Below are 12,630 nucleotides of genomic sequence, written 5' to 3'. Positions count from 1 at the left end.
CGTAACGCTCTTTGTAGTATATCACTACAGCCCATCGTTAAAACAGTTATCTATAACTATATACAGATAGTTTACGTTTAGCTGTAAAGGGAAAAGGTGGAGTTAAAATGTGTATAAATATTAAAGTAATCACATGTACATACTGTGGCAGTGCTGATATTAAACGCTATGGTACGTACAATGGCATGCAACGATCACGCAGTGACTAACAGGTCGGCGCCGGTTAAATTCCAAACAGCGCAGAGGCACTCTGTGTCAGAGCGATGAAGGCTCCGGGGAGCACGCCGATGACAACTACGGAAATGCAGCACAGCGCGATAGCCAGCCACTCGGGCCAGGATGACGTCACCTTATCCGCAGAGGCCGGTTCGCCCATCCACATGACTTTAACCACCTTGAAATAGTAGAAGGCGGAGATGCAGCTGTTGATCACCGCGATGATGACCAGCCACAGCAGGCCCTGGTCGACGGCGCCGCTGAATATGTAGATCTTGGCTATCAGACCGGCGGTGGGCGGGAGTCCGGTGAGAGACACCATACAAATCGTAAGGGCGACGGCCAGCAGGGGGGCGCGTTTGCCCATGCCTGTAAAGTCATCGATTTGATCGCTGTTGATCTTATTGGAGATGGCGATGATAGCAATGAAGGCGCCCAGGTTGGTCAACGTATAGCTGAGCAAGAAGAATAACAGTCCGCTGCGCACGTTGCCGTCCACCTGCGATCCCATACCCATGGCAGCCAGACCCACCATGAGGTACCCGGCCTGTGCAATGCTGGAATACCCCAGCATTCTCTTTATATTGGTCTGGAGCAGCGCGGTTATATTGCCTACCGTCATGGTAACGGCGGCCAGCACTGCGATGATCATGGCCCAATCGTTATGCAGCCATTCAGGTACCCCGAAAGCTGTCAAAAGGATGCGCGATATAACCGCGAATCCAGCCGCTTTGCTGGCCACAGAAAGGTAAGCGGTGATTGGGGTCGGCGCGCCCTCGTATACATCGGGCACCCACATCTGGAAAGGCACGCTGGCTATCTTGAAGCCGAATCCTGTTATGATCAGGATAAGGCCCACCAGCAGGGCCGGTGTCTGCAGCAGGCTTGTGCCCGGCATACCTTTGATATAATCGGCGATGCAGGTAAGGCAGGTATTGCCGGTCATGCCGAATACCAGTGCCATGCCGTAAAGCAGTATGGCGGAGGCTACCGATCCGAGGATGAGGTATTTCAAACCCGCTTCACTGGATTTCTTGTCCTTAAGGAAGCTGACAAGCACGTAGAGAGAGATGCTGCTCAACTCCAGCGCAACAAAGATAGTAATAAGGTTTATTGCCGAGACGAGCAACATCAGGCCGACGGCAGAAAGCATGAGTAAGGCGTAGAACTCGCCCTGAAACCTTTCAAACTTGGCGACGTATCCATTCGATGCCAGTATCACCAGCGCCGTTGCCGCCAGTATCAGCAGCTTGAAAAAGAGGCCGAACTGATCGATCGCAATAGTGCGATAGAAGGCTTCCGCGGCCTGCCCGTTCCACAGCATCAGCACAAAGAAAGCCGATACCAGCGCCCCGGCGACTGCGAGGATGGCAAGCGCCTTCTTATTAGAGATGAAAAGGTCAACCATGATGATAATCAGAGCAAAGCACAGCAGGCTTAACTCCGGCGCTATATATTTAATCTGATCCATTATCATCTGTCTTAACCGTCCGCAAGGCTATATATTTACATACCTATCAGCTTGGCAATAGGTGCTATCCCCATACTAATTACATTGGTCAGCACGGCGGGGTAGATACCCACTGCCATGATAACCGCCACAAACGAGAATGTGCTTACCATCTCGACTGCGTCGGCATCACCCACACCGTTATATTTATCCAGAGGGTAACCGTAGAAAACCCTTTGCAGCATCCAGAGGATATAACCGGACGTAACTACGATGCCCAGCACCGCTATCAGTGTAAATACCGGCATGCCGGCGACTGCAGTGCTGGCGAAGCTTCCGGCGAACGTTATAAACTCGGCTGCGAACCCGACGGTGCCGGGGAGCCCCAGTGAAGCCAGACCGGCGATACTGAAAACAACCACTATTACCGGCATCTGGCGGGCCAGACCGCTCAGGTTATTGAGATCCCGGGTGTGTGTCTTATCGTAAACCAATCCCACCATGGCGAAGAGCAGACCGGTGATTACCCCGTGGCTGAACATTTGAAAGCTGGCGCCTACCAGGCTGACCTGGTCGAGCGCAAAGATGCCCAGCAGCACGTAGCCCATATGGCTGACGCTGCTGTAGGCAATGAGCCTCTTGAGATCGGTCTGCCTGATGGTGACAGCCGCCCCATAGATCACGCCTATGACAGCCAGCGTGAGCATGAAGGGGGCGTACTGTACCGCTACCTGCGGCAGCATGCTGACGCATAAGCGAATCATTCCGTAACCGCCCATTTTAAGCAAAGCGCCGGCCAGGATGACGCTGGCCGCTGTCGGTGCATTGGTGTGAGCATCCGGCAGCCATGTATGCAGCGGGAAAACCGGCAGTTTGATGGCGAATCCAACGATCAACAGGAAGAACAGCGCCGTCAGCGGTATGAAAGATGAAGCGATCTGAATGCCGGCCAGGGCCGTCATATCAAAGGTATGTGTAATGAAATATACACACAGTATGCCCGCCAGCATGAATGCGCTTCCAACCAGCGTATAGATAAGATACTTGTATGCGGCGTATTCCTTGCGCCCGCTTCCCCAGATGGATATAAGGAAGAACATCGGAATCAATTCCAGCTCCCAGAATAGGAAGAAGAGGATAAGGTCCAGCGAGCAGAAGACGCCCAGTATGCTTGTCTCCAGCAACAGTATCCAGATGAAATACTGCTTTGGATTAAGCTGTATTTTCCAGGAAACGAGTACCGATACCACACCCAGGAAGGTCATGAGTATGACCAGGGGCAGGCTCAGGCCGTCCACGCCCAGATGGTAGAACGAATTGATGGCCGGTATCCAGGATACTTTCTCGACGAACTGCATCTGCCCGATGGCGGACTCGGACCTGTCGAACATGATGAAGACTGCAATAGACAATATAAATGAGGCCATGGCCGCAGCCAGGGCAATCCACTTGACCGTTTTCTGACCGGGCCTGGGTATAAGGGCAATGACGATCAAGCCGATTACCGGCAGAAAGACGATCCAGCTCAACAAATTCAGATTCAAAGCCATTTACCTCAGCTGAATAAATATAAACAGGCGACTATGGCAATAGCGCCGATGGCAATTGATATTACATACAACTGCGTCTGTCCGGTCTGTAATTTACGGAGCATTCCTCCCGCAGCGGCAGTGCCCTGCGCGGCTCCGTTCACCGTACCGTCAACTACGCTCGTATCAAACATAGCCATCCATTTGAAGATGCCGTTATATAAAATAGTCTTTACGATAACGTTTTCGTAGAGCTCGTCCATCCAGTATTTGCGCGACAACATTATGTAAATAGGTTTAAACGCATTCCCGATCTTTTCAGGTGAGATCCATTTGGCGCAGTACATAGCATAGGCCAGCAAAATGCCGAGTAATGCAATAACCAGCGATATCAACGGCAGCGGATGGGCGAGCGTTCCAAAGAAACCCTCAATAAAACCAACCCCGTGTCCTTCACCTTCGCCCATAAACTGGTTGAAAAGTCCCGTGACGTTAAACCAGCCGGCACAGACGGCCAGGATAGCCAGTATGACCAGCGGAATAACCATGACCATGGGAGACTCATGAGGCCCGTGGGAATGCGCGTCGCCGTGTCCGCCATGCTCAGGTTGGGCTCCACCCCTGTACTCGCCATGGAAGGTCATGAATATCGCCCTGAACATATAAAAAGCCGTCATGAAAACGGTTATGATTATCAGGACGAACAGTATCGGCTGCTTTTCGAAAACCGCAAGCACGATCTCATCTTTGCTCCAGAAACCGGCCAGCGGCCAGATTCCTGCCAGACTGAGGGCGCCTATAACGAAGGTAATATAAGTCCAGGGCATGGCCTTGCGCAGCCCGCCCATCAGCCTCATGTCGAAGGTGCCGGTGCCGTGGTTTACGCTACCGGACCCCAGGAACAGCAGCGCCTTGAAGAAGGCATGCGTGAAAAGGTGGAAGATGCCTATAGCTACACTGCCAACACCCAGGCCCACCATCATAAAGCCGAGCTGGCTGATAGTGGAATACGCCAGTACGCGCTTAATATCGTTCATGACCAGGCCGATACTGGCGGCGAATATCGCTGTAAAAGCCCCGATGACAGCTACCACCAGCATGGCCTCCTGTGACTGCTCAAACATGGGGTAAAAGCGGGCAACCAGGAATACACCGGCTGCTACCATGGTAGCGGCATGTATGAGGGCGCTCACCGGAGTGGGGCCCTCCATAGCATCGGGCAGCCAGACATGCAAGGGGAACTGGGCAGATTTACCCGCTGCGCCGGAGAAAATGCCTATAGCCACCCAGGTCAGCGTGGTCCCGGCCAGCGCACCGGTCGCGACGATCTTGTACAGCGTCTCGGTATCAAATGTGCCGGTCTGTGCATAAAGAACCAGGATGGCAGCCAGGAAGCCGAAATCTCCCAACCGGGTTACGATAAACGCTTTCTTGGCAGCATTGGCCGCTGATGGTTTATGGAACCAGAATCCGATCAACAAATACGATCCCAGACCGACACCTTCCCAGAACACAAACATAAATAGTATGTTGTCGGCCAGTACCAGGCCCAGCATGCAGGCGGTGAAAAGGGACATGAAAGCATAATATCTGAGGTATCCGGCGTCACCCTTCATATAGCCCTGAGAGTAAATCTGCACCATCAGGCTGACAAAGGTGACCACTATTACCATTACTGCGGTCAGAGAATCCACCAGGACGCCGATATGTATGCTCAGACTTCCAATCAGGGCCCACTCGATATCGTCCACGGGCAGCACATGTCCCGGCGCAGCAATAACCGCACTAAGCAACCACAGCGACAGAGCAAAAGATATACCGACTGCCCCGATGGTGACATATCCTCCTATTAACGGCTTCTTGTTCAGGAACGGCCTGAGCACCAGCCCGATCAACAGGAAAGATATAAACGGTATTAAGAAAATAAGCCAGGGAACCTGTGTCGGCATTATAGTTTCCTTAAGACCTCCTCGACGACATGTACCCGCTCCTTTGATACGTATACCCTGTACGGGACCGACTCGCTGATCTCCAGCTTATCGGAATCGGGCAACAGCCTGGTGGGGATGCCTTCACCTTCGAAGAATTCCTTCCACATCTCGGCTATCATCAGATTTGGTGCGCTTTTAACTTGAACCCACATATCATTACCATTTTAAGATATTGAAATTTTCGATATCCACGCTTTCGCGGTTCCTGTAAACAGTGAAAATGATGGCGATCCCCACAGCTACTTCCGCAGCCGCTACCACCATGACAAAGATGGCGAAAATCTGACCGGTCAACGTCACCGGCGTGATATATTGCGAGAAGGCTATTAAAGCAATATTCACGGCGTTCAGCATGATTTCCACACACATAATGACCTTAATCACGTTCCGCTGCGTGATGACTCCGAAGAGACCTATACAGAAGAGCACGGCCGATAGAATCAGGTACTGGTCCAATCCTGCGCTAAACATCATTTCTCCCTGATCACCGCGATTGCTCCGAGTATTGCTGACAACAGCATCACGACCGCAATTTCCATGGTCAGAAGGTAACCGCTATCCCCGAAGAGCGCCTTCCCAAGAGGCTTGATGGTCTCCTGAAGGGGTGCGATGTCCGGCATGACGAACGCAGTATTGATAATCCCGAAAGCGACAACTCCCAGAAGCAGTATCGTCACGATAGCTGCCGGGTATTTCAGGTTGCCCAGTGGCGGCCCCTGCCTGGCGTCCCTGGTGAGCATGACGGCAACGATAATAAGAATAGAGATGGCCCCCACATATACAAGTATCTGTACAATGGCCAGGAAATCCGCGTGCAGCAGCAGGTAAACGCCTGCAACTGTCATGAAAAGCAGTATAAGGCACAGAGCAGCACGAAAGACATCGCGCACCATGATCACGGCTACGGCCGATGCCACCGCTATAATTGTCAGGAGGGCGAATACTATCTCAAGCACCGGAACCCCTCTTTCGTTTGCTCAAAGGCAGGAAATTCAGTTTCTGACCGCCCTTTTCGCGGTTATAGAGCAGCAGGCTCTGCTCGGGTAGCTGGTCATCGAACTGCGGCCTGAAATATGCGCTTGGCTGGTGATCATTCGAGACAGACAGCTTCTCTTTGCTCAAGACCAGGTCTTTGCGACTGTACTTGGCGCATTCATAGTTCAGACCCATGGCCAGCGCATTGTAAGGACACGATTCCACACATAGCCCGCAGAATATGCAGCGGCCTGAATCGAGCTCGAACTTATCAACGATGAATTTACTTTCCTCGCCCCGGTGAGTTACCAGTATGATATTGCCCTGCAGGCAGGCTTTGGTACAAGTTCCGCACCCGGTACATTTTTCCGGAAACCAGACCAGCTCATTTCCACGTGTCCTGCGCGATATACTCAGTTTCTCATCAGGGTACTGAACGGTGATAGGCGCCCTGAAGAGGTGCTTCAGGGTTAACGCCATCCCTTTAACTATGCCGATGCCGTAGCGCTCAAACTTCAACCCTGCCACCTCCTAGGGTAAATAGCTTGGACCAGAGCAGGATGAGGACAGCGGCCAGTCCGAAGTTCAGTATAACCATCACCCATTGCAATCCCGCCGGCAATACCAGCACCTCTATGGCAACCATCACCAGATTGATGACCGCCATGGGCAGAAGGAACTTCCAGGCAAACGACATCAACTGGTCGACCCTCAGCCTGGGTAGAGTGGCTCGCATCCAGATGATCGCGCTGAATACCAGCATGACCTTGATAATAAACCACAGGACCGGCGGCAGCAGCGGGCCCTGCCAACCGCTGAGGAAAAGTGTGGTGATGATGCCCGAGTATGCCAGCGCCACGCCGTATTCACCTAAATAGAACATGGCAAATTTCATGCCTGAATACTCGATATGGTAGCCTGCGACTATCTCGGAATCAGCTTCCAACAAGTCGAAGGGTGACCTGTTCATTTCCGCCAGGGAACCGAGGAAGAAGATAAGGAATCCCAGCGGCTGTAACAATATAAACGGTATGCTCTGCGCCTCAACAATCTTGAGCATTGAGAAAGAGCCTGTCACCAGGGCGATACCGACGATGGATAACACGACCGGTATCTCATAGCTAACCATCTGGGCGATGCTGCGCATGCCGGATATATAGGAGTACTTGTTACCCGATCCCCAGGCGGCCATGAAAATGCCGATCACCGATATCGAGCTGATAGCGATGACATAGATGATGCCCACGTTCAGGTCTACCAGGATAGCGCCATCCCCAAACGGCACAACCGCAAAAATCAGCAGTATAGGTACGAATACAGTGATGGGCGCAATAAAATGTATCAGCTTATCTGCTTTCTCCGGCACAATATCCTCTTTGAGAAGGATCTTGACGGCAGTAGCGATCGGTTGAAGAATACCTTCGGGACCGCAGCGGTTGGGGCCCAGCCTGATCTGGAACCGGCTTATCAGTCGTCGTTCCCACCAGATGAATACGATGACGACGGTGAGCACAAAAACAATTATGATAAGTACGCCCACGATAGCCGGCGTGAGGTAAACCGCCCAGTCCGGCCAGCCGGCAGTTTTAAGTATTAGTTGAAACTGATCGAGCAGTGTCATCAGCGGTCTATTTCTCCCAGAACGACATCCATGCTGCCGAAAATAATGATTAAATCGGCCACTTTCCACCCGATCATCATATCTTTCAGCGCTGTAATGTTAATCAATGTAGGAGGATAAATATGCAGCCTGTACGGCGCTATCGATCCATCGCTTACTATATAGAAACCCAGATTGCCTTTGGGAGCTTCAATATAACCGTATGTTTCACCCGGCGGAGGCCTGAAAAACTGGGGCACATCCGCGCATACCGGCCCTTTCGCCGGCATCTGACTGATTGCCTGTTCGATGATACGCAGGCTCTGAGTCATCTCCTGTATGCGTACCCAGTACCTGTCATAGCAATCACCGACGTCGCCGGTCGGCACTTCAAAATCAAACCTGTCATAGATAGAATAGGGGTCCATCTTGCGGATGTCCCATTTAACGCCGCTGGCGCGCAGAACCGGGCCGCTGGCGCCGATATTGACGGCAGTCTCCTTAGGTAATATGCCCACTCCCTTGCTGCGGGCTAAGAATATCTCATTCTGCTTGATCAGCTGATTGTATTCCCCGATATATCGCGGCATTTCCGCCACAAACTTCTTAATCGCAGGAAGGAATTCGTCCGGGATATCCTGGCTGACTCCGCCTACCCGCATATAGTTATACAGCAGCCTTTGTCCGCAGACCATATCGAAAAGGTCTATGATCTTCTCTCTTTCACGCCACATGTAAAGCACGGGAGTGAAGAAGGCGCCGCAGTCGTTCATATAGAAGCCGACGGCCATCATATGGCTGGAGATGCGCATCAGCTCGGAGAAAATCACCCTGATATACTCGGCACGCTCCGGGACCTTGATTCCAGCCAATTTTTCCACGGCCAGGCAGTAAGCTACGTTGTCCGTCATCGAGGCCAGGTAATCCAGCCTGTCGGTCAATGGAATAATCTGAGTATAAGTGCGGCTTTCGGCCAGCTTCTCTATTCCTCGGTGCAGGTAACCAATTATGGGCTCGACATCGGTGACCACTTCGCCATCCAAAGACAACCTTAAACGGAAAACACCGTGCGTGGACGGATGCTGAGGGCCGACATTCAGATAGAATTGCTCTGTCTTGATAGGCATTTTACAGGTAATCCCTCCGCAGAGGATGTCCGTTGAAGCCCTCCCAGAGAAGAAGCCTTCTCAGGTCGGGATGCCCCTCGAACTTGATGCCCAATAAGTCGAATACCTCGCGTTCCTGGTAATAAGCCGCGCGCCATGTACCGGTGACCGATGGGACTGTAGGATTCTCCCTGCCATAGGCACATGTCTTCAAGATCAGACTCTGGTTATTTCTCAGGGAGACCAGCCGGTAAATTACCTCGAAATAGTTGAGGTAGTCCACAGCAGTCAGAACAGTCAGGTAATCAAACTCCAATCCCGGTGAATTCTTGAGGAACTCAGACACCTGTGCCAGTGCTTTGCTGTCGACGGTGAGCGATCCCTTATCGCTGGAAACAACGGAACCCGGAATCGCTTCCTCTATCTTTTTACCGGTTTCTTCAGTATTAACGGCGACTGTCATGTAATACTACTACCTGTCTCTTACTTCAATGCCAAATTGGGATTGTCTATAGTCCCTTTGACTATCTTGGCATGCAGCCTGTTGATGCCATGGATCATGGCTTCCGGTCTGGGCGGGCAGCCAGGCACATATACATCAACGGGCATGATGTGGTTGACGCCCGGGACAACACTGTAGGATTCCCTGAAGGTGCCTCCGCTGATAGCGCAGGCGCCGACTGCGATGACCCACTTGGGTTCGGGCATCTGGTCGTAGATCATTCTGGCTGCTGTAGCCATTTTCCAGGTTATCGTACCTGTTATGAGCATCACATCTGCCTGGCGCGGCGAAAAGCGGATAATGTCCATGCCGAAACGGGATAGATCGAAGCGGGGACCGGATGCCGCAATCATCTCAAATGCGCAGCAAGCCGTTCCGAAAATTAAGGGGAAGATGGAGCGTTGCCTTGCCCATGCGACTGCAGCATCCACGGTGGTCAGCAGTACATTACGACGGATCTCCTCGTCCAGCCATTTATCCGGATCCGGATACTGGCTGGTGCAGGTTTCCACGAAGGAGTTGATGAGCTTGCCATCTGCCAGGTCGGCTTCCTGAGGAGTGGATACATCAGGTCTTATTATTTCCACTGCAGGGCCCCTTTGCGCCAGGCATATATATATCCGACTGTCAGCAAAATCAGTATTATACCCACCGCAACAAGCCCGCCAGCTCCAAGATCTTTGACATTAACCGCCCACGGATAGAGGAAAATGGTCAGCATATCGAATAGCACGAATAGCACTGCAAAGAAATAGTATCGGAAGTTATACTGTACCCGCGTCTTGCCTACCGTCTGCATACCGCATTCATATTGCTGAATCTTGGTAGGGTTATTCTTGCTGGGGATGAGGCCTATCCTCTTCAACAACATCGGAAGCATAGGGATAGTAATGGTGAATAGAATGGCGACTATGAGTAGAATTCCGACGTAGCCGTACTGTTCCAGCACTTTGTGAAGTTCTCCTCTCAAAAACCGTTGGATAGTATATTACAATTCATAAAACGATGTCAAAGTTCGGTAAACCGTTGCCTGCCGAGTTTGACTTACGTACGATGTACAGTATTATAATTAGGCCTCGGATTACCATTATTTCATCGGTCGCGGCCGTTTAACATCAGCCAAAATGCGTATTACTGGAGGCTCCGCCAGGGGCCAGATTATTAAAACCCTTCCCGGCCTGTTGGTCAGGCCGACCACCGATAAGGTACGTGAGGCCATTTTTTCCATGCTGACTGCTATGTCAACGGGATGGGAGAGAGGACTTGATCTTTTCTCGGGCAGTGGTGCGCTGGGTCTCGAAGCGCTGAGCCGTGGGATGGGATGGGTCGATTTTGTCGATCAGAACAACAGGTGCTGCCAGGTCATAAAGCAGAACCTAACAAAAACGGGATTTATTGACAGGGCTCATGTATACTGTTGCCCGGTGATGAAAGCTATTAGTTTCCTGGAAACAGGATACGACCTGGTGTTTTTAGACCCGCCCTACGCCGACACCTGCCTGGGTGATCTACTGACCCAGTTAAGCAAATCCAGGCTGGTATCGAGCGAAACGCTGGTTACTACGTCTCACGCGGCACGCTCGGCTCTCGAAGCAAGGTATGATGACATGTTGAAGATTAAAGAGAAAAGGTATGGTGATACCTGTATTTCAATATACCAGAAGGAGGCCACATCTTGACTACAGCGTTCTACCCGGGCAGCTTTGATCCCATAACCAACGGTCACCTCGATATCGTGAAGAGGGCGTCGTCCATATTCGAGAAGTTGATAATCGGTGTATATGACATACCTTTAAAATCGCTGCTCTTTAACGCCGAGGAAAGGGTGGACCTGGCCCGCAAAGCGGTGGTTGACTTTAAGAACGTACAGGTGACGTCCTACTCGGGTATAACGGTGGAGTTTGCCCGGAAAGCGGGAGCACAGGTGCTGGTCAGGGGCCTGAGAGCCAGCTCGGATTTCGAGCGCGAATTTGAGATGGCGCTGATGAACAAGAAGCTGGCGCCAGATATCGAGCTTGTATGCTTTATGGCAAATCTTCGTTACCAGTTTCTCAGCTCAAGCTTGTTAAAGGAGATAATCAATCTTGGCGGCAACCTTGACGATATGATGCCCGCGCACGTCAGCGCCGCCCTGAAGAAGAAGCTGCTGTCCTGAGGTATTCAATCAAAGCGAAATCTGGTAGCATATTGAAGGAATTTTTTTATATCATTATTAATACACTATTGGAGGTGCCGAAAGGATGGCTTACAAGATAACCGATGACTGTATCAGTTGCGGTGCGTGTGAGGCGGAGTGCAAGAACGAGGCTATTAAAGAGGGCGAGACCATTTATATTATCGATCCCGCCAAATGCACCGAGTGCATCGGCTGGTTCGACAAACCCAAGTGCTCCGAAGTATGCCCTGTCGACTGTTGCGTGCCCGATCCCGCCCATAAAGAGTCGAAGGACCAGTTGCTGGAAAAGTGGAAGGCACTTCATCCCGGCAAGACACCACAGTAAGATTGAATTCTAATAACTCGGAATAACCTTTATATATGCTGACCATAGACCTTGATCTCCTCGAGATCAATGGCAATGAAAACATACTCGATGCCGGCTGTGGCCACGGACGTCACATCTGGCAGGTGTGTAAAGTTAACAAAGGCCGCTCTGTAGCGTTCGACCTTGATGCCGCCAGCCTCAAGCATGCCTGGACTATGCTCCACGAGATGGACAAGGCGAAAGAGACAGTGGGTATCTGGCACCTCGTCTCCGGCAGCGTGACCCGGCTGCCTTTCGAGGACGGCCTGTTTGACAAAGTAGTCTGCTCAGAGGTGCTAGAGCATGTGCCTGATGATTTCGTCGCAGTATCGGAATTCTATCGCGTGCTTAAGCCCGGCGGTATCCTGGCGGTCAGCGTCCCATCGCATTTCGCTGAATCCGTCTGCTGGAAGATATCGGATGACTATCACAATGCACCCGGCGGACACATCAGGATATATAAGCAGTCAGAGATCATGGAACTACTCAAGAAATACGGCCTAAATATCTTCGCAGTAAGATACAAACATGCGCTGCATTCTATTTACTGGTGGTCTAAAGGATTGTTCGGGCTCAAGAATGAGAAAGCGTTCGTGCCTTCGCAGTACTACAAATTCCTGGTCTGGGATATCTACAATGGCCACCGCTATACAAAATGGCTGGAAAACGGCCTGAACCGCGTCTTTCCCAAAAGCACGGTCCTGTACTGTCGAAAGCCTGTGGCCGGTTAGGCGGCCCG

At 51.5% G+C, this 12,630-nt stretch carries 16 protein-coding genes; 4 read left to right on the top strand and 12 right to left on the bottom strand.

What is annotated here, in order from left to right:
• Positions 1-223: 223 nt before the first annotated feature.
• The 12 genes from WC359_02180 to ndhC are packed head-to-tail and all read right to left on the bottom strand — an operon-like array spanning position 224 to position 10,318.
• Entirely contained in the window at positions 224-1,687 is a 1,464-nt protein-coding gene (locus WC359_02180) for an NADH-quinone oxidoreductase subunit N (GenBank protein MFA5399238.1), read from the bottom strand.
• A 35-nt stretch (positions 1,688-1,722) separates the two neighbouring features.
• Positions 1,723-3,216, bottom strand: a complete 1,494-nt coding sequence (locus WC359_02175) for an NADH-quinone oxidoreductase subunit M (protein ID MFA5399237.1) — start codon at positions 3,214-3,216, stop codon at positions 1,723-1,725.
• 5 nt (positions 3,217-3,221) lie between these two features.
• Positions 3,222-5,144 (bottom strand): NADH-quinone oxidoreductase subunit L, encoded by a 1,923-nt coding sequence (gene nuoL / locus WC359_02170; protein ID MFA5399236.1) that lies wholly within the window; start codon positions 5,142-5,144, stop codon positions 3,222-3,224.
• Complete coding sequence (locus WC359_02165) at positions 5,144-5,338, bottom strand: hypothetical protein (protein MFA5399235.1); 195 nt, start codon at positions 5,336-5,338, stop codon at positions 5,144-5,146. Before WC359_02165 ends, nuoL begins: the two co-directional genes overlap by 1 nt.
• A 4-nt stretch (positions 5,339-5,342) precedes the next feature.
• Complete coding sequence (gene nuoK, locus WC359_02160; GenBank protein ID MFA5399234.1) at positions 5,343-5,660, bottom strand: NADH-quinone oxidoreductase subunit NuoK; 318 nt, start codon at positions 5,658-5,660, stop codon at positions 5,343-5,345.
• A complete protein-coding gene (locus WC359_02155) occupies positions 5,657-6,142 on the bottom strand; it encodes an NADH-quinone oxidoreductase subunit J (protein MFA5399233.1) in 486 nt (161 codons plus the stop codon). The genes nuoK and WC359_02155 overlap by 4 nt, the downstream gene beginning before the upstream one ends.
• On the bottom strand, positions 6,135-6,680 hold the full coding sequence (locus WC359_02150) for an NADH-quinone oxidoreductase subunit I (GenBank protein MFA5399232.1): 546 nt from the start codon (positions 6,678-6,680) through the stop codon (positions 6,135-6,137). The genes WC359_02155 and WC359_02150 overlap by 8 nt, the downstream gene beginning before the upstream one ends.
• Entirely contained in the window at positions 6,670-7,782 is a 1,113-nt protein-coding gene (gene nuoH / locus WC359_02145; GenBank protein ID MFA5399231.1) for an NADH-quinone oxidoreductase subunit NuoH, read from the bottom strand. The genes WC359_02150 and nuoH overlap by 11 nt, the downstream gene beginning before the upstream one ends.
• Complete coding sequence (locus tag WC359_02140; protein ID MFA5399230.1) at positions 7,782-8,888, bottom strand: NADH-quinone oxidoreductase subunit D; 1,107 nt, start codon at positions 8,886-8,888, stop codon at positions 7,782-7,784. Before WC359_02140 ends, nuoH begins: the two co-directional genes overlap by 1 nt.
• 1 nt (position 8,889) lies before the next feature.
• Positions 8,890-9,330, bottom strand: coding sequence for an NADH-quinone oxidoreductase subunit C (locus WC359_02135; GenBank protein MFA5399229.1), 441 nt, complete (start codon positions 9,328-9,330; stop codon positions 8,890-8,892).
• 20 nt (positions 9,331-9,350) lie between these two features.
• Positions 9,351-9,893: an NADH-quinone oxidoreductase subunit B family protein gene (locus tag WC359_02130; GenBank protein ID MFA5399228.1), complete on the bottom strand. Its 543-nt coding sequence runs from the start codon at positions 9,891-9,893 to the stop codon at positions 9,351-9,353.
• Between the two features lie 53 nt (positions 9,894-9,946).
• On the bottom strand, positions 9,947-10,318 hold the full coding sequence (gene ndhC, locus WC359_02125; GenBank protein MFA5399227.1) for an NADH-quinone oxidoreductase subunit A: 372 nt from the start codon (positions 10,316-10,318) through the stop codon (positions 9,947-9,949).
• 175 nt (positions 10,319-10,493) lie between these two features.
• Here ndhC and rsmD point away from each other — a divergent pair, with 175 nt between their 5' ends.
• The 4 genes from rsmD (at position 10,494) to WC359_02105 (ending at position 12,622) form a co-directional block, all read left to right on the top strand.
• A complete protein-coding gene (rsmD, locus tag WC359_02120) occupies positions 10,494-11,048 on the top strand; it encodes a 16S rRNA (guanine(966)-N(2))-methyltransferase RsmD (GenBank protein MFA5399226.1) in 555 nt (184 codons plus the stop codon).
• Positions 11,045-11,524, top strand: coding sequence for a pantetheine-phosphate adenylyltransferase (gene coaD / locus WC359_02115; GenBank protein MFA5399225.1), 480 nt, complete (start codon positions 11,045-11,047; stop codon positions 11,522-11,524). The genes rsmD and coaD overlap by 4 nt, the downstream gene beginning before the upstream one ends.
• An 85-nt stretch (positions 11,525-11,609) precedes the next feature.
• A complete protein-coding gene (locus WC359_02110) occupies positions 11,610-11,870 on the top strand; it encodes a YfhL family 4Fe-4S dicluster ferredoxin (protein ID MFA5399224.1) in 261 nt (86 codons plus the stop codon).
• A 35-nt stretch (positions 11,871-11,905) separates the two neighbouring features.
• Positions 11,906-12,622 carry a class I SAM-dependent methyltransferase gene (locus WC359_02105; protein MFA5399223.1) on the top strand — a complete coding sequence of 239 codons (717 nt, stop codon included), beginning with the start codon at positions 11,906-11,908 and terminating at the stop codon, positions 12,620-12,622.
• Positions 12,623-12,630: the final 8 nt, after the last annotated feature.

Source organism: Dehalococcoidia bacterium, from assembly GCA_041653995.1.
Taxonomy (GTDB): Bacteria; Chloroflexota; Dehalococcoidia; order GIF9; family UBA5629; genus CAIMUM01.
This window is presented reverse-complemented; position numbering and strand designations above follow the sequence as displayed.